The sequence below is a fragment of the Sphingopyxis sp. JAI108 genome (assembly GCF_013410105.1).
GTDB lineage: Bacteria > Pseudomonadota > Alphaproteobacteria > Sphingomonadales > Sphingomonadaceae > Sphingopyxis > Sphingopyxis chilensis.
Window position 1 is genome coordinate 678902 of the sequence record NZ_JACCCJ010000002.1, and the last position, 22685, is coordinate 701586.

28 protein-coding genes are annotated in these 22685 nt (G+C 63.7%); 10 read left to right on the forward strand and 18 right to left on the reverse strand.

Going from position 1 to position 22685, the window contains the following annotated elements; all coding sequences use genetic code 11:
* Window positions 1-4: 4 nt before the first annotated feature.
* Complete coding sequence (locus HDC29_RS14190; RefSeq protein WP_179498578.1) at window positions 5-346, reverse strand: helix-turn-helix domain-containing protein; 342 nt, start codon at window positions 344-346, stop codon at window positions 5-7.
* 166 nt (window positions 347-512) lie between these two features.
* Between HDC29_RS14190 and HDC29_RS14195 the strand changes: the two genes are divergently transcribed.
* A complete protein-coding gene (locus HDC29_RS14195) occupies window positions 513-1154 on the forward strand; it encodes a GNAT family N-acetyltransferase (protein ID WP_179498580.1) in 642 nt (213 codons plus the stop codon).
* 214 nt (window positions 1155-1368) lie between these two features.
* On the opposite strand, the gene HDC29_RS14200 is transcribed toward HDC29_RS14195, so the two are convergent.
* From HDC29_RS14200 to HDC29_RS14215, 4 genes are all read right to left on the reverse strand, one after another.
* Window positions 1369-1644, reverse strand: a complete 276-nt coding sequence (locus HDC29_RS14200) for a hypothetical protein (protein ID WP_179498582.1) — start codon at window positions 1642-1644, stop codon at window positions 1369-1371.
* 111 nt (window positions 1645-1755) lie between these two features.
* The gene (locus HDC29_RS14205; protein ID WP_179498584.1) at window positions 1756-1962 is read right to left on the reverse strand and encodes a hypothetical protein; all 207 of its coding nucleotides are present in this window, start codon (window positions 1960-1962) and stop codon (window positions 1756-1758) included.
* Between the two features lie 105 nt (window positions 1963-2067).
* Window positions 2068-2367, reverse strand: coding sequence for a DUF1153 domain-containing protein (locus HDC29_RS14210; RefSeq protein ID WP_179498586.1), 300 nt, complete (start codon window positions 2365-2367; stop codon window positions 2068-2070).
* A gap of 3 nt (window positions 2368-2370) precedes the next feature.
* On the reverse strand, window positions 2371-2751 hold the full coding sequence (locus tag HDC29_RS14215) for a hypothetical protein (protein WP_179498588.1): 381 nt from the start codon (window positions 2749-2751) through the stop codon (window positions 2371-2373).
* Window positions 2752-2895: 144 nt separating this feature from the next.
* Here HDC29_RS14215 and mnmA point away from each other — a divergent pair, with 144 nt between their 5' ends.
* From mnmA to HDC29_RS14240, 5 genes are all read left to right on the forward strand, one after another.
* Window positions 2896-4032, forward strand: a complete 1137-nt coding sequence (mnmA, locus tag HDC29_RS14220; RefSeq protein WP_373562808.1) for a tRNA 2-thiouridine(34) synthase MnmA — start codon at window positions 2896-2898, stop codon at window positions 4030-4032.
* Window positions 4033-4084: 52 nt separating this feature from the next.
* Window positions 4085-4501 (forward strand): hypothetical protein, encoded by a 417-nt coding sequence (locus HDC29_RS14225; protein WP_257018285.1) that lies wholly within the window; start codon window positions 4085-4087, stop codon window positions 4499-4501.
* A 41-nt stretch (window positions 4502-4542) separates the two neighbouring features.
* Entirely contained in the window at window positions 4543-5931 is a 1389-nt protein-coding gene (locus HDC29_RS14230) for a DUF6438 domain-containing protein (RefSeq protein WP_257018286.1), read from the forward strand.
* Window positions 5932-6262: 331 nt separating this feature from the next.
* Window positions 6263-6955: a DsbA family oxidoreductase gene (locus tag HDC29_RS14235; RefSeq protein ID WP_179498594.1), complete on the forward strand. Its 693-nt coding sequence runs from the start codon at window positions 6263-6265 to the stop codon at window positions 6953-6955.
* A 55-nt stretch (window positions 6956-7010) separates the two neighbouring features.
* The gene (locus HDC29_RS14240) at window positions 7011-7322 is read left to right on the forward strand and encodes a hypothetical protein (protein ID WP_179498596.1); all 312 of its coding nucleotides are present in this window, start codon (window positions 7011-7013) and stop codon (window positions 7320-7322) included.
* 21 nt (window positions 7323-7343) lie between these two features.
* Here HDC29_RS14240 and HDC29_RS14245 read toward each other — a convergent pair whose 3' ends face one another.
* Both HDC29_RS14245 and HDC29_RS14250 read right to left on the reverse strand, forming a co-directional pair.
* Entirely contained in the window at window positions 7344-7967 is a 624-nt protein-coding gene (locus tag HDC29_RS14245; protein WP_179498598.1) for a hypothetical protein, read from the reverse strand.
* A 5-nt stretch (window positions 7968-7972) separates the two neighbouring features.
* A complete protein-coding gene (locus tag HDC29_RS14250) occupies window positions 7973-8692 on the reverse strand; it encodes a hypothetical protein (RefSeq protein WP_179498600.1) in 720 nt (239 codons plus the stop codon).
* A 138-nt stretch (window positions 8693-8830) separates the two neighbouring features.
* On the opposite strand from HDC29_RS14250, the gene HDC29_RS14255 reads away from it, so the two are divergent.
* A complete protein-coding gene (locus HDC29_RS14255; RefSeq protein WP_179498602.1) occupies window positions 8831-9070 on the forward strand; it encodes a DUF2171 domain-containing protein in 240 nt (79 codons plus the stop codon).
* Window positions 9071-9201: 131 nt separating this feature from the next.
* Window positions 9202-10782 carry a sulfatase-like hydrolase/transferase gene (locus tag HDC29_RS14260; RefSeq protein ID WP_179498604.1) on the forward strand — a complete coding sequence of 527 codons (1581 nt, stop codon included), beginning with the start codon at window positions 9202-9204 and terminating at the stop codon, window positions 10780-10782.
* Between the two features lie 168 nt (window positions 10783-10950).
* Here HDC29_RS14260 and HDC29_RS14265 read toward each other — a convergent pair whose 3' ends face one another.
* The 3 genes from HDC29_RS14265 to HDC29_RS14275 all read right to left on the reverse strand — a co-directional run bounded on the left by HDC29_RS14265 (window position 10951) and on the right by HDC29_RS14275 (window position 12127).
* Complete coding sequence (locus HDC29_RS14265; protein WP_179498606.1) at window positions 10951-11460, reverse strand: hypothetical protein; 510 nt, start codon at window positions 11458-11460, stop codon at window positions 10951-10953.
* Window positions 11461-11677: 217 nt separating this feature from the next.
* Window positions 11678-11833 carry a hypothetical protein gene (locus tag HDC29_RS14270; protein ID WP_179498608.1) on the reverse strand — a complete coding sequence of 52 codons (156 nt, stop codon included), beginning with the start codon at window positions 11831-11833 and terminating at the stop codon, window positions 11678-11680.
* Window positions 11834-11944: 111 nt separating this feature from the next.
* Entirely contained in the window at window positions 11945-12127 is a 183-nt protein-coding gene (locus tag HDC29_RS14275; protein WP_179498610.1) for a hypothetical protein, read from the reverse strand.
* Between the two features lie 160 nt (window positions 12128-12287).
* Between HDC29_RS14275 and HDC29_RS14280 the strand changes: the two genes are divergently transcribed.
* Entirely contained in the window at window positions 12288-12608 is a 321-nt protein-coding gene (locus HDC29_RS14280) for a hypothetical protein (RefSeq protein WP_179498612.1), read from the forward strand.
* Between the two features lie 129 nt (window positions 12609-12737).
* Entirely contained in the window at window positions 12738-13235 is a 498-nt protein-coding gene (locus tag HDC29_RS14285; protein WP_179498614.1) for a hypothetical protein, read from the forward strand.
* Window positions 13236-13285: 50 nt separating this feature from the next.
* Here HDC29_RS14285 and HDC29_RS14290 read toward each other — a convergent pair whose 3' ends face one another.
* The 8 genes from HDC29_RS14290 to HDC29_RS14325 form a co-directional block, all read right to left on the reverse strand.
* Window positions 13286-14014, reverse strand: a complete 729-nt coding sequence (locus tag HDC29_RS14290; protein ID WP_179498616.1) for a hypothetical protein — start codon at window positions 14012-14014, stop codon at window positions 13286-13288.
* Window positions 14015-14284: 270 nt separating this feature from the next.
* The gene (locus tag HDC29_RS14295; protein ID WP_179498633.1) at window positions 14285-14839 is read right to left on the reverse strand and encodes a hypothetical protein; all 555 of its coding nucleotides are present in this window, start codon (window positions 14837-14839) and stop codon (window positions 14285-14287) included.
* A 19-nt stretch (window positions 14840-14858) separates the two neighbouring features.
* The gene (locus HDC29_RS14300) at window positions 14859-15848 is read right to left on the reverse strand and encodes a hypothetical protein (RefSeq protein WP_179498635.1); all 990 of its coding nucleotides are present in this window, start codon (window positions 15846-15848) and stop codon (window positions 14859-14861) included.
* A 70-nt stretch (window positions 15849-15918) separates the two neighbouring features.
* Window positions 15919-16146, reverse strand: a complete 228-nt coding sequence (locus HDC29_RS14305; RefSeq protein WP_179498637.1) for a hypothetical protein — start codon at window positions 16144-16146, stop codon at window positions 15919-15921.
* Between the two features lie 122 nt (window positions 16147-16268).
* Window positions 16269-17333, reverse strand: coding sequence for a ribonucleotide-diphosphate reductase subunit beta (locus tag HDC29_RS14310; RefSeq protein ID WP_179498639.1), 1065 nt, complete (start codon window positions 17331-17333; stop codon window positions 16269-16271).
* Between the two features lie 24 nt (window positions 17334-17357).
* Window positions 17358-17750, reverse strand: coding sequence for a membrane protease subunit (locus HDC29_RS14315; protein WP_179498641.1), 393 nt, complete (start codon window positions 17748-17750; stop codon window positions 17358-17360).
* A 10-nt stretch (window positions 17751-17760) separates the two neighbouring features.
* Window positions 17761-19698 carry a ribonucleoside-diphosphate reductase subunit alpha gene (locus HDC29_RS14320; RefSeq protein WP_179498643.1) on the reverse strand — a complete coding sequence of 646 codons (1938 nt, stop codon included), beginning with the start codon at window positions 19696-19698 and terminating at the stop codon, window positions 17761-17763.
* A 721-nt stretch (window positions 19699-20419) separates the two neighbouring features.
* The gene (locus tag HDC29_RS14325; RefSeq protein ID WP_373562809.1) at window positions 20420-22654 is read right to left on the reverse strand and encodes an EAL domain-containing protein; all 2235 of its coding nucleotides are present in this window, start codon (window positions 22652-22654) and stop codon (window positions 20420-20422) included.
* Window positions 22655-22685: the final 31 nt, after the last annotated feature.

A 22685-nucleotide genomic window follows, 5' to 3' on the forward strand; every position in this document is an offset into this window, starting at 1 on the left:
CGGCCTACATTTCGATCGTGATGCGCACTTTCGACGGGGTGGTGCCCGCAGCATAAGCGATTTCGGCGCGCATCCGGCTGACGAGATCGGCGAGATGGTCGCCGCTCGGCGGAGTGTCGCGGCTCAGAAGCTCGGTCGGCGAGGTGCCGAGGAGATCGGCGAGCGCCTGAAGCCGCGCGAGCCGCGGGCGCGAGCGGCCCTGTTCCCAATAGCAGATCGAGGTCACGGTGACGCCGAGCCGGTCGGCGAGATCGGTCTTGCTATATCCCCGCGCCTGGCGCAGCCGCGCCAGCCGGTCGCCGAGCACCTCGTAGGATAGGCTGTTGTCCGGGTGGGCATGGATCACAGAGGTGCAACCTTTCGGACTTGGGGATGCAACAATAGCGAAGTTAAGCCCCAACCGCTTTCAACATTTCACCGATCGCGGCCGGGGAAATTGCTGAGGGCTTGGCGGTGCAGGCGATTGCGGTGATGACCTGTCTTGCCTATCGTCGGCGCATCGGGAGACTGCGATGACCGGCACGGACAGGCAGCGGGCGGGGAAAAGGCCGCCGCGGATCGAGGATATCGCGGTGCACAGCCGGCTGAACGACGGCACCGCGGTGTGCCTGCGCACGATCACCCCCGACGATGCCCCGCTGATCCGCGAAGGCATCGCCAGATTGTCGGCCGAGTCGCGCTATCTGCGCTTCTTTTCGCCGGCGGCGACGTTGCCCGACGCGGTCATCGACCGCCTCGTCGACGTCGATGGACACAATCATATCGCATGGGGGGCAATCTGCAGTTCATGCCCCGATCGGCCGGCGATCGGCGCCGTACATGCGGTACGGCATCGCGCCGACGGGCCGGTGGGCGAGTTCTCGGTCGCGGTGCTCGACGAATTTCACGGGCAGGGGCTCGCGCGAATGATGACGGCGGCGCTGCTCGTCCATTGCCGCGCCGAGGGGCTGGTCGAACTCGACGTGCATATGCTGTCCGAAAATGCGGCGGCGCGGCGCCTCGTCAAGGCGCTCGGCGCGACCTGGGCAGGCGAAACCGCCGGGGTGGCCGACTATCGTTTCGATGTCGCCGCAGGTCTTGACACGTTGCGGGCGGACGCGGACGCGCCGGGCGTCCATGATGTGCTCAAGGCGCTCGAACGGGCGAACGGCTAGTCCCTCCCGCCGCCCCGGGTCGCTTGGGACGGCGGAAGGGTGGTCCGTAAAGCGGTCGCTGAAAGCGGGTGCACGTCCCGAATCCGGTGTTAACCCTGATGGCAGGACGCGGCGGTGACGGCGATCACAGGATGGCCCGAATATATCGCGCGCAAAACAAAGGGCGCCGGAACAAACCGGCGCCCTTCGCCCTGCCCTTTAGGGAAGGCAGCCCTTATTTCGTCTGCGTGTCGCCGACGCCGCTTTCGGACGGGGCGATCTCGCCGTTGTCGTCCATCGCGTTGGCCTTTTCCTCGCCCATTTCCTCGACGACGTCAGCCTTGTTTTCCATGGCGTCCTTTGCCGCGCCTTCGGGCATGGCGTCGGCCTGATCGTCGATGGCTTCGGCCTGGGCCTCGGCCTGATCCTCGACCTTGTCGGCAGCGGGGCTCTGGCAGGCGCCGAGAGCGAGGGCCGAGGTGGCGGCGAGGGTGATGAACATCTTGCGCATATTGAGTGACTCCCAAAGTTGACTCGGGGGCTTAACGCGGGATGAACGTTTGGGTTGCAACAAAATTGTCAAGCTGTTGGGAAATAATGGGTTTTTATTGGAGCGGGGCGGTCAGGCCCCTGTTTTGACCTTCACCCACACCTGAACCGTCGCCGCGAACTTGCCCGGCGCGGGCGGCGTGACGTCGATGCGCTCGGCGGTGACCAGCTCGCCGGTCGCGAGGTTGAAGCTGGCCCAGGGCTTGGGCATGCGGCCGAAGCTCATCTTCTGGATCGGCTGGCCGGTGGCGGTGTTCATGATCGTCGCGGTGATAGACATGGCGCGCCGGTAGCGGGCGCTCCCGTCACCTGTCCAGCCGCTGCGGATAAAAAAAGAGGGCGCCCGAAGCGCCCTCCTTCATGCCTGGTCCGGTCCCGCGGCCCGTCAGAAGCGCTGTTGGCGCTCGTAAAGGTCGCGGTAGTGCTGGATGCGCGTCACGCGCAGCCCGGGCATGCCGCTGCGGTCGATCGACCGTTGCCAGCTGGCAAATTCCTCGAGGGTCAGCCCATAGCGTTCGCACGCTTCATCGACGGACAGGAGCCCGCCGTTGACGGCCGCGACGACCTCTGCCTTGCGACGCACGACCCAGCGGGTCGTCGAGGGCGGGGGCAGCGAGTCCAGCGTCAGCGGTTCGCCCAAGGGGCCGATGACCTGTGCGGGACGGATTTTCTGATTCTCGATCATGCTTCATTCCATATTTGCAACGTCGGAGGGGGGTGTGTCCGACGCTTCTTGCTCTAGAACAGAGGGATTCAACATCGGCTGAAATCCTCTGGTAAACAGGTCGTTCATAGTTTCGGGCAGGGCGTTCGCATCCTCCGACAAATCGAGAAAGCGAACGACGGACGGAGCTTTTTGTTCCGCCGAACCGCGCCTGCCGCAGAGGATGCTGCGCAGCGCATTAAGCTTTGCCGCATGGCGATCGCGCTGCGCCTGCGCCCGCAAGTGGCGCACCGTCGGCAGCGTCGCCTGACGCGTGCTGGAGACGGCCAGAATGATGTCGAAGCCGGGCTTCGACAATCGGGCCGCACCGGCGATGCGCGGAAGATCGGACGGGTCAAGGTTCATGCGACTCGTCTACGCGAGAGGAGCTAAAGTCCCGTAAATGCCTGTTTCAGCACCTGTTAGCGAAGCTTAACCCGCGTCAATATCTTGACAGGGTGCGCGGAAAAGCTGGCATTTTGCCCTCCGCATCCCTAGATGGCGCCGACCATGATCGAGACGATTTCCACCCCCGCCGGGCTCGCCCGGGCCGACTTTCAGCTGGCCGAGCCGCTGAAGGACCGGCGAATCGTCGTTGCCATGTCCGGCGGAGTCGACTCGAGCGTCGTCGCCGCGCTCGCCGCGCGATCGGGCGCCGAAGTGATCGGCGTGACGCTGCAGCTCTACGATCACGGCGCCAAGGCGAAGCGCGTCGGCGCCTGCTGCGCCGGGCAGGACATTCGCGACGCGCGCGCGGTCGCCGACCGGCTGGGCTTCGCGCATCATGTCTATGACCATGAAAGCCGGTTCCGCGACACGGTGATCGACCAGTTCGCCGACGAATATCTCGCCGGACGGACGCCGATCCCCTGCGTGCGCTGCAACATGGGGGTGAAGTTCACCGACCTGTTCGCCCTTGCGAAGGATCTGGGCGCCGACTGCCTTGCGACCGGCCATTATGTCCGGCGCGTGATGGGGCCCGCGGGCGCCGAGTTGCACCGCGCGGTCGATCCGGCGCGCGACCAGAGCTATTTCCTGTTCGCGACGACGCAGGACCAGCTCGACTTCCTGCGCTTTCCGCTGGGCGGAATGGAGAAGAGCGTTGTGCGCGAGATCGCGCGCGAACTGGGCCTTGGCGTCGCCAGCAAGCCCGACAGCCAGGACATCTGTTTCGTCCCAGACGGCGACTATGCGACGCTGGTGAAGAAGCTGCGCCCCGAGGCCGACGACCAGGGGGCGATCGTCCATGTCGACGGCCATGTGCTCGGCGCGCACAAGGGGCTGATCCACTATACGGTCGGGCAACGGCGCGGGATCGAGATCGGCGGGCAGGCCGAGCCGCTTTATGTGGTGCGGCTCGATGCGGCGAAGAAGGAAGTGATCGTCGGGCCGCGGCGCGCGCTTGGCGTTTCGGGCGCGCGGCTCGGCGAGGCGAACTGGCTCGCCGCGGTCGAGGGGCGCGAGGTTCTGGCGAAAGTGCGCAGCATGGCGAAGCCGGTGCCGGCGCGGGTGGCGGGCGACCGGCTGATCTTTGCCGCGGCCGAATATGGCGTTGCGCCCGGGCAGGCGGCGGTGCTGTACGACCCGGCCGACAGCGCGCGCGTGCTTGGCGGCGGCTGGATCGAAGAGACGTTCGCAGCGGAATAGATTGAACTTTTCGCCCCGATGCCGCAGCCTGCTGCGCAAACAGGGGAGAAGAATGATGGTCAATATGGTCTTGCGCGGCGCCGTCCTGCTGTGGGCGCTGTTCTTTGGCATCGTCGGCGCGCGCGGGTTGTTGGACCCGGCGAGCTATACCGAGACCTTCGGCTTCACGATCAGCGGCGTCGCGATCAACACGCTGCGCGCCGATCTGTCGTCCTTCTTTCTCGTCTCGGCGGGCGCTGCGGCGCTCGGCGCGCTGGTCCCGGCGTGGGTACGCGCGTTGCTGGTGCCCGCGGCGCTTTATGGCACCGCGCTGGCGGGACGGCTGATCGGCGTCGCGATGGGCGACCCGACCAACTTCGGCATCGTGCAGGGCATGATCGTCGAGGCATTGTCGGTCCTGCTGATGATCGGCAGCTGGTGGGTGCTGTCGCGGCCGCCGGTCGATGCGGCGGCAGGGGCAGGGTATTAGTGCGGACATTCGTCATTTGTTTGATAAGCAAGCGAGCGCGAATGAAGTGTAGGAGTGCAAATTTGCGAGCCATCTTGATTGGAATTTGCAGTTTGTCGCTAAGCGCCTGCCATTTCTTGAGCGCTCCCTTTCCCGATGTTAACAGGGATAAGCTTGTAATCAGCCTCCAAAGGACTGCCTGCTTTGGATCTTGTCCAGATTACAAGGTCACAATCACAGGAAGCGGTCGCGTGGTTTTTGAAACCGCGCCACATCTCGCCCTCGATGACGTAGCGAATGTTCATCGCGCAAACTCGACAGAAAGTGGCGTCCGAGTCCCCGGCACTCACGAGACGACCGTAGAGCCACAGGTGATCGACCAACTTCTGGCACAATTCGAAGAAGCTCGATTCTTCTCCCTCCGCGATGAGTATCGAGCGGAGGTTACTGACAACCCAACCTATGTGGTGACGATTGATACTGGCAACGGCAAGAAATCGCTCGTCGACTATGTCGGCAAGAAAGCGGGGATGCCTGCGTCGGTGACAGCGCTTCAAGATGCAATTGATACGGCAGCGGGAACTGATCGCTGGATCAAGGGGACACCGCAGGTCATCCCGATGCTTCAAGAAGAGGGCGCTGACTTCGCGGGTACGTTGGGGCTCGAACTCATGGACGCTGCGGCCGAGCGCAACGACGTGCGGACGATGCAGCGCTTGAAGGATTTGGGGGCTCCGGTTTTTCTCGCGGAAGGGCCGAGCCCACTAAGAACAGCAATCTACGAAGGACATCGCGATGCGATCAAATGGCTGATTGCTAACGGAGGGATCGCGGACGCAGCGCAGCGGAAGAGCGCGCTGCAGGAGGCAGTGGATTCAGATAATCACGCCGCGTACGACGCTTTGTATCAGCCGCAGAATTCCAGTGGGATTGACCGCGCCTTCGCAACAAAGCTTCTAACGAGTGCGGCTGCGAACGCAGACCCCCAGATTGTTAGCGACATGCTCCGACTGGGGGCGAACCCGAACGGAGATAACGGTAGTCGCACTCCAATCGACCCTCCACTCTTTGAAGCTGCCAACGGTTTGATGAGCAATGACGAAAAGCATCCTGCCACCACCGATCGCAGAGCAGTTATACGGCTGCTATTGGCTGCGGGAGCAAACATCGAGCATTGCCAAAACGGCTACTGCGATAGCGTCTTGTGGCAGGTGAGTGACGCTGGCGTCGCGAAACTGCTGTTGGACGCTGGAGCCAATCCAGACTTCAAGGACAATGAAGGAGAACATGTCCTTTTCAACATTTCAGATGAAGAGGTTGCGCTATTGCTCATTTCTCGCGGCGCTGACATGGGGGCGGTTAGGCCCGCAGACGGAAAAACCCTGAGAGGGTGGAGCGAGTACCAGAAATGGCCGAAGGTGCTGACGCTTCTCAATCAATCTGGGCTTTGATTGAAGGCACTCCCAAGCGCAAAAGCTATGTCCGCTTTCTACCCCCAAAGCCGACCCGTCCATAATCGCCGGAATTCCGGCGTTGCTTGTCTTTTTAACCATTATGTGAGTTACTGGGGGCCGGGTCGCTTCTGTTTTCCTTTGTGGTGGGGAGGAAGCGTATGACGAGCGAAGAGGACAAGAGGTCGAGTACGGACCGGCGGGCGGGCAACCGCCGCGTCGCCGAAGACCCGAATTACAATGGGCCGGATCGTCGCAAGGGCGACCGGCGAACGGACAAGGATCGTCGCTCCGACTGAGCGCGGCGGCGCGCGCCGGCAGGAGAAGAATTGTGACCGAACCGCGCGTGCCGCGCCTCAGCGTCGATATCGTGTCCGACGTGATGTGCCCCTGGTGCATCATCGGCTGGCTGAAATTCCGCAAGGTGATCGATCATTTCGCGGGCCGGCTGGACTTTCGCGTCCAGTGGCATCCGTTCGAGCTCAATCCCGACATGCCGCCCGAAGGCGAGGATGCGGCAAGCCATGTGATGCGCAAATATGGCATCAGCGCCGAACAGAGCCGCGCGAACACGGGGCGGCTCGCCGCCATCGCGGGCGAGCTGGGTTTCACCTTCAACCGCGGTCCGGATTTCCGGATGCGCAACAGTTTCGACGCGCACCGCCTGCTGACCTGGGCGGGAGCGATCGAGGAACCCGAACAGGAAGGACCGACCGGCGTTCAGACCGCGCTGAAGCTGGCTTTGTTCCAGGCGCATTTTACCGACAACCGCGATGTCGGCGACATGCAGGTACTCGCCGATATCGCGACGTCGGTCGGGCTCGACCGCGCGCGCGCGGCCGCGATTCTGGGCTCGGGCGAATTCGGCGAAATGGTGCGCACCGAGGAAGCCTATTGGGCGGACCGGAATATCACCGGCGTGCCCGCCTTCATCCTCGGCGGGCGGATGCTGGTTCCCGGCGCGCAGGATCCCGAGGTTTTCATTCGCGTGATCGAGAATAAGGTGCTGGCGGCGGCCGCCTGAGGAACGTCGGCGCCGACCTGCGCGTTTTCCGGCCACCCCCTGAAAGGAGCCGGCCATGATCGACGATTCCCGCAAGCCCCAAGCAGATGCCCCCGAGGCTCGCAACCGCGAGCAGGACGATGAGGAGGCGCAGGCGCAGAGCGTCGCGGCCGCCGCACGGGGCGAGGCGCGGCTGGAGGACAGCGACAAGAAGCGCAGCGGCGACGCGAATGACGATGTGCAGGATCTGGTCGACCATATGCGCCAGATGGAGCGGTCGGGCCGCATCGACATGGATGCCTATCGCGGCGAACGCAGCGACGACGATGAGGAGGACGAACTCGGCCCCGGCGGGGTCGACGACGACGAACCGCGCGGGGCGCCCTGAGCGAAGGGCCTCGCCGCCGCCCTAATCCTCGCCGGGGGTTCCCCACAGCGCCTCGTGCACCGTGCCGCGGCCGAGCGCGGGTTTGAAGATGAAGGCGACAAGATAGACGCCGAGCGCGAGGCTGATCACGACGAGCCCCGCGACCGGATTGACGACGAGCCCGATGATCGCGCCTGCGGCAGCGGAGAGCGAGAGCAGGGTCAACCGTGCGTGCGCCTTGACATCGTGGCTGCGCCGGTCGGGCGCGCGGCCGACGATCGACAGCGCGACGCGCATGATCGGCGGCAGCGCGAAGGCGAGCGCCATCCAGAGCCAGTGGTCGCGGTCGTTGCCCGCGTCGAACAGACGCCCGACGAGCCCCGTCGGGGCGCCGCCGAACACGCCGAGCGCCGCCATGATCGCCGTCATCGCGAGCGTTTCGGCAAGATCGACCGCGGCTTCGGGCGCGCCATAGCGCGGCACGCCGTCGGCGCCGGGGAAAGCCGCGATCGCGCCCTCGCCATATTGGGCGCCGAAATAGAGGAGCATCAGCAGCGCGGCCCAGACGTGCAGCGCGTCGGGGAACGGTGCGGTCAGCGAGCCGTAGAGGAAGCTGCCGAGGAAGGCGGGGTAGATCAGGCTGTAGACATAGGTCGGCAGCCGCATCGGCGTCAGGCTTCGGGGCCGGGGGCGGCGGGTTCGGCGTCGTCGGAGGCCGTCGCGGCGTCGCCGTCCGGCGGCGCGGGGCGTTCGCCGCGCAGCGCGGCGTTCGGGCCTGCCATCTGGCGGCCGATGTCCGCCGCGACCAGTTGCGCGACAGGATCGTCGCCGAGCGCGCCGAGCTCGTCGCGGCGCGCGGCCAGCGCGGCGAGGCGCTCGTCCGCCGGCAGGCTTGCGACCTCGATGTAGAAGCGCACCGCCTGCAGCCACGGCGCGTCATCGGTCAGCACATCCTCGGCCCAGCGGCTGAACGCGCCGCCGGCGCCGCGCCACTGGCCCTCGTCCCGGTCGAGGAAGAAGAGCACGCGCGATCCGCTGGGAAAGGCATAGCGCGTGCACGCGCCGGCAAAGCTTTGCGGGTGCGCGTCCCTGAGTTCATAGGGATTGCTGAGCTGCACCTCGTCGCCGGTCGCGATCATCGCGGAGAGGGCGATCGGGGTCGAGGGCATCGCGCCCTTCAGCGCCGCGACGGGTTCGATCGCGATCGTCGGTTCTTCGTCGCTGCCGCGTTCGACATCGCCGGGGGCGACGGTGGCGAGCAGGATGAGCTCGCTGCGTTCGACGAGTTCCAAGTTGGTCGGCACGCGATAGCCCGGCGCAACCGAGCAGGCGAGGGCGGGAAGCGGCGCGGCGAAGAGTACGAGGCCGGCGGCGGAGAGGAGAAGGCGCATGGGCGGAGGCTAGCCTCGCGGCTGCCGTTTGGAAAGCCGGCGCGGCTTTCGGGCGCCCTGTCCTGCTCTATGGAGCCGACTCGGATTCCATGCGTATGATCGGCAGGCTCCCTCCCCGGAGCGGCAAGGAGAATGACCATGGCAGAGCATGACCATAGCGCGATCAAGGAAGATATGAATGTCGTGGGCGCCGACGGCGTCCATCTCGGCACCGTCGACCATCTCGAAGGCGAACGCATCAAGCTGACCAAGGCCGACAGCGTCGATGGCAAGCATCATTATCTGCCCGCAGGCCTGGTCGCCGCGGTCGAAGGCGACACGGTGCGCCTGTCGGCGAACGCCGCCAACGCGATCGACCTGTTCGAGGAAGCCGAATAGCCGAGCCCGCGAACAACAGAGGGCCGGAGGCGCAATCGGGCGCGCCGGCACCGAACTGGCCCGCCCTTTCCCCTGGGGCGGGCCATTTTCCTATGTGAATTTTGAACGTCCCGGCTTTAGGGTGCCACGCGATGGCACAGGGGGGACAAGAAACGCGGCCGCGCGGCCGCCGGTGGCGGCTGATCGCGGCGACGCTGCTGTTCGGCGCCGGATATGCGATCGCGAACCGGTTCCAGCTGACGCAAAGCGTTGCCTATCGCCTTGCGGCGGGCGATCCGCAAAGCGCGCTGACCGCCTTTCTGTTCCTGGCGTTTCAGGCGGCGATCCTGATGGCGGCGCTGTTTCTGTTTCCGCGCCGCTGGGCGGCGGCGCTGCTGACGCTCGCGGGCGGCTCGATCCTGATCAACCTTGGCTATAGCCAGATCGTCGGCGCGCTGCTCGATGCGGGCTCGCTGGCATGGCTGCTCGCCGAGACGGCGCAGGCGGGCAATGCCGCCGGCGAGTTCGGCGCCGAATTGCTGTGGGTCGCGGCGCAGGTCGCGGCGGCGCTGGCGCTGTTCGTCGCGGCGCGGAGGCTGGCGCGCGGCGCGGCGACGATGCCGTGGGGGCGCGCGATCACGGCGATGCTGCCGATCCTGCTTGTCGTGCCGGGCGCGCTCTATCGCCACGCCGCGGTGTGGCCGGAAGCCGCCGAACGCAATCTTTACGGGCTCGGCTGGGACCTCGCCACCGCGCCGCCGCCGCCGGCGCGCGCGCCGGTGACGCTGAAGCCCGCAGCCCGCGCCGACACGCCGCGGCATATCGTCTGGGTGATCGACGAGAGCGTCGCCGAGGCGCCGTTCCGCCGGCTGATCGCGCCGACGATCGCCCATGTGCCGCACAGCGATTTCGGGATCGCGGCGGCGATGGGGCATTGCAGCGCGCCGGCGCAGGTCGCGCTGCGGTCGGGGGTCGATGTGCGGCGCGTGTCGGCGGCGACGGATCTTCGCGCGACGCCGTCGATCTGGGCCTATGCCCAGGCGGCGGGATACCGGACGCTGCTGATCGACGGGCAGACGTCGGGGGCGCCGCAGAATCTGATGCTGCCGCCCGAGCGCGCGCTGATCGACGATTACCGGCCGATGCCGGGCGGGATCGACACCGACCTGAAGATCGCCGATGCGCTCAATGCCGCGATGAAGGGCGGCGGGCGCAGCTTCACCTTTGCGGTGCTGCGCGGGGTCCATTTCCAGTATCGCGACCATTATCCCGAAGGCGCGATCGCGGCGGACAGCCCGGTGCGACGGCAATATGATGCCGCGCTTTCATGGTCGAAGCGCCGTTTCTTTGCGCGATTGCTGGCGGGGGTCGACCGCGAGACGGTGGCGATCGTCTACACATCGGACCATGGGCAGAATCTGACCCCCGGCGCGCTGCCGCATTGCAGCCGCGAGGCGGTGGCCGACGAGTTTCGCGTGCCGCTGCTCGCCTTCCTGCCCGCCGGCGAGGCGGCGCGCCATGCCGGGGCGCCGCGCAGGGGGCATTCGACGAGCCAGATCTTTCCCGCGACGTTGGCGTGGATGGGCTATGACCCGGCAGCGGTCGCGGCGCGATACGACCGGGACCTGACGCAGCCGACGGCGCGCTATGTGTGGTTCGGCCGCACCGTGATCCCGACGGGCGGCGACACCGCGATCGACGTGACCGCAGGGCCGCGATTTCCGGGCGGCTGAAACGGCGGCGGCTGAAACGGCGAAAGGGAGCCGGCATTCCGGCTCCCTCCCCGATCGCGGACGCGATGCGGTCTCTTCAAAATCTGTCGGGCGGGGAGCCAGGTGCACCCGGCTCCCCCAGCGCGCGGCGACATCTCTCCGTGCGGGAGGTCGCCGCGGCTTGTGGGGTCAGCGCGATTCGACCTCGGCGGTCGTGCGCGCCTGGATTTCGGCCTGCGACAGCTTGGTGACAAGCCCGTGGGTGGCGCCGACGGCGCCATGATAGATTTCGGCGAGCGGCACATTGTAGAGCTTGCCGCCGCGGACGACGACCGCGGTGTCGCCCTCGACGCTCTGCACCGTGCCGACGCTGTTGCCGTCGGTGCCGTAAAGCTCGGCGCCGGCGCGCACCTGTTCGCGCGTCGCGAGGGTCAGGTTCGCGGCATCGACGCTTTTCTGCACCGCGCCATCGACCTGATCGACCATGCCGCCGACGGGGTCGGTCGCGTCCTGAACCGCGGCATTGCCGCCCAGCCCGACCTTGCCGACAAGGTTGACGTTCGCGACGCCGTCGCGGCCGATCGCGGCATCGGACGCGGACGCGGCGGACGTGGCCTGGGCCAGCGCGGGGGTTGCGGCGAGAAGGGCGGGGGCGGCCGCCAAAAGGGCTAGCGCGCCAAGAGCGGGGGGCTTGCGCATCTCTCTCTCCATGATGGGTCGGCATCGTCGACGCCCCGGGGGGGGGGGGAAGAGGGCGGCGACGATGCCTTCGACGGAGAAACCGGCGCGAACTCCGGTCGTTGCATCGCGCCGCGCCCGAATGCGACGAGCGGCCGCTCGCGGGCGACGAATGGCGAGGGGGGGGGCGCGAGACGGAGGCTGAGGCCCCACCGCTCCTCTCGATAAATGCCCTCGGCTAGTGCGTATGCGCGCGCGGCGGGGCGACGATCAGCTTGTTGAGCGTCGCGATGCGGCGGCGCGCTTCGCTCCAGTCGCGCTCGGGATGCGCCCGGATCCGGTCGAGGAGGATCTTCACCTCCTTGCGGCGGTCGCCTTCGGTTACGGCCTGCATGGGCTTTCTCCTTTCGCCGCGCATCATAGCATGGCGCCGCGGTTCCCGGCAGCGGTTCGCCGCGCGGCCGGGGCGTTTAGCCCCGGCGGAGGCGCGGCGCGAGGGGGCGGGTCAGGCCGCGCCGCCCTCCGCCTCGCGCGCCTTCTGGTCGCGGTCCTCCTGTTCGCGGCGGATGCGCGTCGCTTCCTCGGTGCGCTGTTTCTCGGCGCGGCTGCGGCGGTTGTTGAGCATCGCCCAGGCGAGCACGGCGGCGAGCAGGATCGGGCCGAGGATCGTCATGAGGGTCCATTCCATGATCTGTCTCCTGTGCCCCCTCGATAGCGGGTCAACGGGCGGGGATGGCGAAGGCTGCATCGGGCGCAGGGATGTTCGCAGGATTCACGGGGAAACGCGGCGACGCGGCGGCAGGGTCCGACCGATTGCGGACATGCATGGTCTCGGTTAGTTCAAAGCCATGTTCAAGATCGTGACATCATTGTTCGGGTTCGAGGGCTATGTAAGTAATCCTCGGAGTGGCCGACCAGAAGAGCCGATTTCGTGGCAACGAGAGCGCTTCATGATTTGGGCCGCATGGGCAACGGCGCTTATCGGCATTGTCGGCGAAGCCTATTTTTACTCGAAACTGGGCGGATTTGACGGCACCGTCGGCGGCGTAGGTCTGACTTTCACCGCAATCGCATTCCTAAGGAGCCGCGCATTTGCGCGAAGGAAGCTCGAATTATCGGCCGCGATTAAAAGTTATGAGGAATCAGTTCGTCGGCACGCTTCTTTTTAGAGGCAGCCGGCTTTCAACTTTGTCCGCTTTCCACCCCAAAGCTGCCAAGGCGCGACAGGCGTTCGCGCGGCGCCTTTCCGCGAGCCGCCGGACTGGCGCGGCGCGGTTGCACTTCCTATCTAGGCCGCGATGACGAACGGGGACCGGAAGATGGTGGTGATCGCGCGGCTGCGCGCCGCGCCCCTGGTGGGGTGGCAATTCGCGTGCGCGGTGCTGCTCGGCGTGCTGGCGGCGCGGCTGAACTGGGAGGGCGATCCCATCGATGCGCTGCGGTACATGATCTTCGGGCAGCCGCTGTTGCTGATCGGCATTGCCGCGGTGCTGACGGTGTGGGGCTATGTTTTCGGCATGTGGCGGCGGCGCGGCGCCTATCTGCGCCACGACGGGGTGACGCTGTATCGCGGCGGCAGCGCGCGCTGGCCGCTCGTTCTGGTGAAGGGCGTGGTGGTGACGCGCGGCGAGACGGGGCTGCACTCGCTCCGGCTGGTCGTCGACGACGACAGCGAGGTCGCGCGCGAGCTGGTGAAGCTCTATATGCTCGAAGACCCGCCCGAAGTGGTGCGCGACGGGGTGATGTTCGCCGCGGCGCGCGCGAGCGGCGGGGTGCGGCCGGTTACGGTGCATTGAGGGGGGCGGGTCGGCCGACCGGCGGGTCCAAAGTTCAGCGAAGTTCAGCCTTATGACGCGTCCCGCGCCGGTATCGCCGCGGGGGCCGGGACCGCTTCGCCGCGCTCGTCTTCACTTGGGGCGTCGTCGCTTGCTGCGTCGCGATACCAGTGCGGCAGCGCCCCGCCGCACAGATCGGCCACCTCCAGCGCGACCGCGAGATCGGCGGGGGCCATCAGCGCGGCGGGCGCGGCGGGCGGTTCGGGGTGCAGATGGACCAGTGCCTCGGCCACCGGTGTGGCGGCGGGGGCGGTGATGCGGTCGGGGCCCGCCTCGCGAAACCGGTCGGGGCCATAGGCGCGCAGCAGGAACATCAGCAAGCGGTCGCTCTGGCGCAGGCGGCGGCCGACGCGGTTGCCGTCGCGGTCGAACACCGGCTCGTCGGTGCCGACCAGCGCGCGTTCGAAGGCGGCGTCGAGCAATTTCTTCGACGCAGCATCGATCGCCGCCGACCAGGCGCGGTCGAACGCCTCCGCCCCCGGCGCGCGGCGCAGGCGATAGGCGGAGGATTCGGACATATCGACGCAGCGCGCGGCGGTGGCGACCGAGCCGCTGTCGGCCAGCGCCTCGATGAAGGCGCGCTGTTTGTCGGGCGACCAGCCGTCCTTGCGGCGCTTTTTCAGCACCGGCACCCATTCGTAAGCGGCGGGATCGTGGCCGTGCGCGTCGAGCGCGGGGACGGCATCGGCTGTGGGGGCGAGGGTCGCGCCGGGCGCGGGGATGGGGGCGATGTGGCTCATCTGCCAGTTTGGAGCATGGCCGGATAATGTAGGAAAGGGGTTTTTTTGGTGGGGTGTGCGAAATAGGATTTGGGGGTGCGTGCGCGGGGTGGTGATTGGTTTCGCGCGAAGGCGCGAAGTTTATCCAGCGTCGTTACCGCGGATAAGGCAAGTGACTCGCCCGACTTGATCCAGCGTCTCGGCAGTTTGGGATTTCGTCCACCGTAATTCTGGTATGATGGGGTCGGTTACGGTGCATTGAAGCTACGTCGAAAATACGGGTGAAATAATCTAAATGGATTTACAGTATTCAGTTGCCTTTGACAGAGCTTCTACGGCAATATTAATTCGATCTTTGTCGTCCAAATTCCGGATATCTCTCCAACTCAAATTCCTAGTCAGAAAAAGAGACTGAAAATTTATCGGACTCCTAAGAAATATGGGGCTAGATTGTCCTTTTATAGATGATGCGACTACGAGTTTTGATACAAAAAATTTAAGAAAAACTCTGCTACCGCTAAGTTCTTGATAGAGCATCGATGCAAGCTTTGCGTTTGATCCATCGTACAGTGTTAAATGCGGGTTGTAGGGATAGTCAGGCTTGCTCCATACTTCCACTAGATCAGCAGCTCCAATTCTCAGGAAGACGGTGTTTTGCCCATGCTCGAAAAAATTTCCCGCACCTAGAACTGAGACCTTTTTTACATAAGCGCGCTTCTTGGGAAGGTTTCTGGTTGACGAAAATGGTCCTGCCAAAGTCACATGAGCTTCCCATTTTTCTTCCGGGTTAAGCGCAAAGATCGCAAGATTCAGAAAGTTCGCCAAAGTGGGGTCTTCAATGGTCATAAACAAAAAATATCTCATGTTAAATGACCAAATACCTTAAGTATTTATTCTCTTCAGCAATGTGATGAACAACAGAATACATATTTGAGACAAATTTTCTTCCATGAGAGAAGGCTACGTCTCGATTTGATCTATCTGAAATCCAAGATAGAACTTCAGCCTTTGGCTTTCCAACAGCCTCAAGGAACCAAGCGTACTCAGCCAGCAGGCCCTCAATGTTAGGCGCTAGATTCGGCGACTTGGTTGAAATCGCTCGAAGTCGATCTAGTGGAGTGGTGCGGCACACTTCCATTACGTTATCTTGCGAAACCGCAGGGCCAAAAGACATTAGCAATGCAATGAAGCTGAAGCATATGTTGAGGCGGCTGAATCTTAGTTTTAGGTTTGATAGGTGGCCTTTGGCGCGCTTTTCTTCATCTGCGCTACGCCACTCGCGCCCGTTTTCATAGTTCAAGCAGAGGGTTCTCCAGAACCTCAAAACATCGTTAAGCAAAAATATCGGTTTGAAGTCTTCATTATGGCTATGGAAATCGGTAAAGTATCTATTTATTACTTGATATCTAAATTCATCGAATAGGGATTCATTGTATATGTATTTGCTTTCTAAAAGAAGGAGCATTCGTGCAGTGAGGGCGTTGTGATAGTCGTCCTCTCTTCCGCCAATATGTTCTACCACGTCATTTATATGTAGGAACTTCAAATATTCCCCGTCGTTTGAAAAGTCAGGGAAATCTGCTTCTTTGCTGGCTACTATAACAGAATTGAGGATTTTCACGTCGCGTATTCTCGACAAGCACTTGTCGTTGGCGCTTCCAGTCAAAAAGAAAAACGCATCCAAGTCGGAAGCCGGATTGGCTTCCAAACGGGCTAAAGATCCAGTGGCGTAAATGCACAGGCCCGGTTCGCTATCGGGTGGATCAACTTCGCTCAAACGCGTTGCCAAATCCTCTCGCAGGCGACTCAGGCGCGCAAAAGAATCGCTCCTTCTAGTCTCAAGGAACTCCACCATCCTCCCCCTCTATTTTCGTTTTCATTATCCTTTTCGATGCCGGTCTTTTGACTTTGTGTAAAGATGGAGATTAAACCGAAAACCCCCCAGCATTGCGCCGGTTCGAGTTCGCCGCCAGCACCTTCTTGCCCTGCGGGGTCAGCGCCCATTTGGCGCCCTGTTTGACCACCAGACCCAGCGTGACGAGTTCGTCGCGCACGGGGTCGGTGGGGAGTTGGGGGCGGCGGTTCGAGAGGCCTTCGAGGCTCGCGCGCTGCGGCTGGCTGAGGATCAGGAGTTTGGGTTTCTTTTCGGTCATTTTGGCCTCTGACTTCTTGTTCTGTGTCGTGGGGGTGGCGCCTGTGCCCTCCCCGCGGCGACTAGGGAGCAAGCTCCCAAGTCTTGCTGCCCCTCCCGCAAGCGGGAGGGGTTTGGAGTCGCTTACTCTGCGGCGATGCCGGCTTTGGCGAACATGTCTTCGCCGTCGTTTTCGGCGTTGCCCGCGGGGGCGGCGTCTTCGCTGGTCCTGGCCTTCTTGCGGCTGTCGAAGCTGGTCCAGACGGTGTTCCAGTCGCCGCGCGTCGCGCCCTTGCTGTATTCGGTCGCGCGCGTTTCGAAGAAGTTGGCGTGCTCGACGCCGTTCAAGAGCGGGGCGAGCCAGGGGAGGGGGTGTTCGTCGATCATGTAGATCGGCTGGAAGCCGAGCTGGCCCAGGCGCCAGTCGGCGATGTAGCGGATGTAGCGCTTGATCTCCTTGGGCGTCATGCCGGGGACGGGGCCCTGTTCGAACGCGAGGTCGATGAACGCATCCTCGAGCCGCACCGTTTTCTGGCAGGTGTCGATGATGTCTTCCCTCACCGCCTTGGTCAGGCAGTCGCGTTCCTTGGTGAAGGTGTGGAACAGCTTGATGATGCCTTCGCAGTGGAGGCTTTCGTCGCGGATCGACCAGCTGACGATCTGGCCCATGCCCTTCATCTTGTTGAAGCGCGGGAAGTTCATCAGCATCGCGAAGCTGGCGAAGAGCTGAAGCCCCTCGGTAAAGCCGCCGAACATCGCGAGGGTGCGCGCGATATCCTCGTCATTCTCGACGCCGAAGGTGCCCATATAGTCGTGCTTGGCGCGCATCTCGTCATATTCGAGGAACATGCCATATTCGCTCTCGGGCATGCCGATGGTGTCGAGCAGGTGGCTGTACGCCGCGATGTGCACCGTCTCCATGTTGCTGAACGCGGTCAGCATCATCTTGATCTCGGTCGGCTTGAACACGCTGCCATATTTTTCGTGGTAGCAATCCTGCACCTCGATATCGGCCTGGGTGAAGAAGCGGAAAATCTGCGTGAGCAGGTTGCGTTCATGGTCGCTGATCTTTTGCGCCCAGTCGCGGCAATCCTCGCCCAGCGGCACTTCCTCCGGAACCCAGTGGATCTGCTGCTGGCGCTTCCAGAAATCGAACGCCCAGGGATATTCGAAGGGCTTGTAGGTCTTGCGGGCTTCTAACAGCGGCATGGCGGACTTCCTTGAGACAGGCGGTTATTGGGGGGCGAGGCGGCGGGCTTCGGTAACGGGAAGGCCGCCCTCGGTCGGGACATAGATCAGCGAGGCACGCGACGATTCGAGCGCCTGGATTTGCAAATAGCGCAGATAGCCTTCGGGGCCGCCGAGGCTGTTCTGCAGGATCGCGTTCGCTTCGGCCGCGCCCTTGGCACGGATGACCTCGGCCTCGGCGAGCGAGATGGCGCTTTCCTTCTTGGCGCGCGCCTCGAGGATTGCGACCTGCCGCGACGATTGCGCTTCGGCCAAGGCGGCCTCACCGGCCAGCCGCTGCGAATAGACGCGGTATTGCGGGTATCCGATCAGTACAACCAGCAGCACAACCACTGCCGCCCCGATGGCCGCCAGGGTGCAACCGGCGTTCTTGTTCATCGGCCAGTCCTCACTGGCACGCGAGACACTCGTCATAATCGGTGGTCGCGAGTTCGAATTTCGCGGCCTCGGGCGTGTTGTCGGCCTCGACCCCGCCCGCGAAGCCGGCGCGCTGGACCGACTTCGAGCGGAGATAATAGAGCGATTTGATGCCGAGTTCCCACGCGCGATAGTGGAGCATGAGCAGATCCCATTTCTCGACGTCCGCCGGGATGAACAGGTTCAGCGATGCCGCCTGATCGATGTACGGCGTGCGGTCGGCGGCGAGCTCGAGCAGCCAGCGCTGGTCGATCTCGAAGCTCGTCTTGTAGCAATCCTTCTCGTCCTGCGACAGGAAGTCGAGGTGCTGGACGCTGCCGCCGCGTTCGAGGATCGAGTTCCACACCGCGTCGCTGTTCTTCGCCTTGTCGACGAGCAGGGCTTCGAGGTGCGGGTTGCGGATCGAGAAGCTGCCCGAGAGCGTCTTGTGCGTGTAGATGTTCGCGGGGATCGGCTCGATGCACGCGCTGGTGCCGCCGCAGATGATCGAGATCGACGCGGTCGGCGCGATCGCCATCTTGCAGCTGAAGCGCTCCATCACGCCCTGATCGGCGGCGTCGGGGCAGGGGCCGCGCTCGTTGGCGAGCAGCATCGACGCCTGATCGACCTGCGCGCGGATATGCTTGAAAACGCGCAGGTTCGACGATTTCGCCATCGCGCCCTCGAACGGCAGGCCGCGCGCCTGGAGGAAGCTGTGGAAGCCCATGACGCCGAGGCCGACCGAGCGTTCGCGGCTAGCGCTATATTTGGCGCGCGCCATTTCGGGCGGGGCGCGGTCGATATAGTCCTGGAGGACATTGTCGAGCATGCGCATGACATCCTCGATGAACAATTTGTCGCCGTTCCACTCGTCCCAGGTTTCGAGATTGAGCGACGAGAGGCAGCAGACCGCGGTGCGATCGTTGCCGAGATGGTCGCGGCCGGTGGGGAGGGTGATTTCCGAGCAGAGGTTCGAGGTGGTGACCTTGAGCCCGAGGTCGCGATGATGCTTGGGCATCATGCGGTTCACCTGATCGATGAAGATGATGTAGGGCTCGCCGGTCGCGAGGCGCGTTTCGACGAGCTTCTGGAAGAGCGAGCGCGCGTCGACGGTGCCGCGGACGCTCTGGTCCTTGGGGCTGCGCAGGTTGAATTCGGCGCCGTCGCGGACGGCCTCCATGAACTCGTCGGTGATGAGGACGCCGTGGTGGAGGTTGAGCGCCTTGCGGTTGAAGTCGCCCGACGGCTTGCGCACCTCGAGAAACTCCTCGATCTCGGGATGCGAGACGTCGAGATAGCAGGCGGCCGAACCGCGGCGGAGCGAGCCCTGCGAAATCGCGAGCGTGAGGCTGTCCATCACGCGGACGAAGGGAATGATGCCGCTGGTCTTGCCGTTGAGGCCCACGGGTTCGCCGATGCCGCGCACCGCGCCCCAATAGGTGCCGATGCCGCCGCCGCGGCTGGCGAGCCAGACATTCTCGTTCCACGTGCCGACGATACCCTCGAGGCTGTCGTCGACCGAGTTCAGATAGCAGCTGATCGGCAGGCCGCGGCCGGTGCCGCCGTTCGACAGCACGGGGGTCGCGGGCATGAACCACAGCTTCGAGATATAGTCGTAGAGGCGCTGCGCATGATCCTGATCGTCGGCATAGGCGTCGGCGACGCGCGCGAAGAGATCCTGATAGGATTCGCCGGGAAGCAGATAGCGGTCCTGCAGCGTTTCCTTGCCGAAATCGGTGAGCAGCGCGTCGCGGCTCGCATCGGTGACGATGGCGAACCGGCGCGCGTGGACCTTCGCCTCGCCGCCGTCGTTCAGCTTCACGGGCGCCGAATCATCCTTCGACTCACTTGCCGCTGGAGCGTCATTCTTCGCCAGTTCCATCGTCGCCACGTCGCTCGTCTCCACCCGTTCGCTTTCCCGAAAATCCATTGCATTCGCCCCCGATCTGACCGCGCACATGGGTGCGCTTGTTCCTGTCTTGTTCGACTCAGGGCGAAGCCCCGATCCTAGCATCTAAACCCGTCCACGGGGCACTTTTTTTGGGCGCAGTCAGGGTTTTTCCGGGTCCATATGCAATGGACGACGGAAATCCGCCACTTACAGCCTGATACAATTTATTGGGGTGCCCCCGTGGTTGACCCACCACCTATAGTGCCACGTCGGCGCGACGATGCAAGACGGTAAATGACAGTTCGGGGACTCAACTCGTCGATAATTTGATTCGTCTCGTCGCCCCAGATGCTCGCGCCACGGGCGCAGCGCCAGCCTTTCCGCGGGTTTGCGCGGCAAGCAGCGGATATGGGTGGCGGCCCGAAATTTTTTCGATCGGGAAGAAGGGCTTGCCGCGATGTCACGTTGGCGCCGAAGCGCGAAGCGACGAGGGCGCGGGCGGGTTTCGCACGGCGCCGCACAGATCGGCGCCGGACAAAAAGAAAGGGCCCCGGCGATGCCGGAGCCCTGTCCTTAATTTGTTTCCGAGTTAGGCCTGACCGCCACCGTTGCCGGTGCCGCCGCCACCCAGAAATTTCCAAAACCAACCCATTTCAGATCTCCTGTTGGCACTGCCCATACGGAACAGTTAACGGAGCATATACCTTAATTAGTAAGGTAAATCGAGTCTTAACTATAAACATTGCCGCCAATCTGGCAGTTATGCGGTGCGGTTATGGGGGAGCGCGGTAAGGGTCGCGGTAAGTTCGGAAAACAATTGCGGTTTTCCAAGATGATAACCCTGGCCGACATCGCAGCCGAGGCTGGCGAGCAGCGCCATGGTTTCGGCATCCTCGATGCCTTCGGCGACCGCGACGGCGCCGAGCCGATGCGCGAGGTCGATCGTCGATTTAACAACTTCGAGGTTCCGCTGCGAATCGCGCATCGTCATCACGAATCGCTTGTCGATCTTGATTTCGTCGGCTTCGATCTCGGTCAGATATTCGAGGTTCGACTGACCGGTGCCATAATCGTCGATCGACAGGCGAATGCCCGTCCGGCGAAGCTGCGCGAGCGTCTGGCGCGCCTGACGGCTGTTTTCGATCTGCGCGGTTTCGGTGATCTCGATCGTCAAAACCTCGGGCGGCAGGTGATGCGCGGTCAGCATCACGCGGATCGTGCCGACAAGATCGCTATGGTCGAGCAGGCTCGCCGACAGGTTGACCGACATGTTGATATGGAGGCCGCGCTCGCGCAGCTGCGCCGCCGAACGGATCGCCTGGTCCATCACGAACAGGGTGAGGCGATAGATGTCCTGGCTCTTTTCGGCCTGGACGATGAATTCGTCGGGCGGGATGGGCCCGCGCGTCGGATGCGTCCAGCGCGCGAGCGCCTCGACCCCGACGAGCCGGTTCGTCGCGATTTCATACTGCGGCTGGAAGGCGACCCAGATGTCGCCGCCGGTCAGCGCATCCTCGAGCTGCGAGTGGAAGGAGAGCTGCCAGCCGGCGTCTTCCTTTTGGCGCGAGGTATATTTGGTCCACAGCGCACGCGTGCGGATTGCACGTTCGGCTGCAACGAGCGCCGCGGCGAGGCGCTGCGCGTTCGACCCTTCGAACTCGTCATTGACCCCGAAGGCGATCGCGACATCGACGCGCAGCTCGCCGATCGTCAGCGGCGCGTTGAACAGCGCGGCGAGGCCCGCGAGCTGGCCTTCGATCTGGCTGTGCTGATAATAGGGCACAAGCCAGGCGAAGGTGCCGTCGAGATCGTGGTGGAGCGTCGTGCCCTGCGACGCGAGCTGAAGGCGTCGGGTGACCTGTTCGACGAGTTTGCCGATGCCGTCGCCGGGGATGAAGGCGGCGAGATCCTCGAAATTGACGACTTTGGCCGCAACGACAGTCGCGCTGCCGAACGCGGCCTGCGAACGCAGCGCCTCGAAATTGGGCAGGCCCGACACGGGATTCTCGCGCTGCGCCGAACGGCGGCGGCTGGTACGCGAGACATTTGCGCTGATCACCGCAGCGAGAAACAGCGAGGCCCCGACCGAGCTGCTGACCAGTATCGTCATCAGATAGATTTTGCTGGCGATCAGCCCAATGGCGAGCACGGCCGTGATGATATTGAACCAGCGCGCGCGCCGGAAGGCGGCGGCGCCGAGGAGGCAGATCGCGGCGAATGCGAGGTGCGGAAGCCAGCCGATGTCGACGGGCATGCCGCGTTTCAGCGTTTCGGCACCGATCACATGCACATAGGCGCCCGGCACGCGATCATGGCCCGGAAGATAGTGATTGTCCTGATATTCCGCCGCTGTCGGCGCGAAAATGACATCGCGTCCGGTAAGTTCGCGGGAAACCTTGCCCGACAGGACATCGCTGGCGCTATATTCGGTGATCGAACTCGTCCTGTAGGAATAGTCCAACGCATAAACCCCGGCTTCATTCGATCGCCGGTTCGCGAGCAACGACGAGAAGCTTGGAATGGCGCGTCCGTTCACGTCGAGCGTGATTGGTATCCGCCAAACCTGCCAGAGTTCATATTCCCAGCCGATACAGGCGATCTGAGCCGCCGAACCAAAGGCGGGACTGGGAAAGCGGGCCAGCTCGGAATCGCCGCTGCGCGCCGATTTCGCCGCGACCGCGAGGATGGCGCGCTCGCCCATCCGTTTCACCGCTGCGGTCAATGACGAAAAGTCGGCGTCCTTTTCGCGTCGATCATAGGTGAAATCGATAAACAGGCGTTTCGCGCCTGCCCCGTCGATTGCATCAACCAGCTGCGCGTGCCGGGTCATCGAAAAATCGCGACCGGCGACTTCGTCGAGAGTCCGGTCGTCGAGCGCAACCACGACGATGTCATTCGACACCGGCCGCCAAGCGATTCGGCCGATCGCGGCTTCGACCACGCGATCAATCGGTTCACTGACCGCAGCCAATCCCACGACCAGGCTAAGAAGCACCGACAATAGGATGCTTCGCCAGCTGATGATC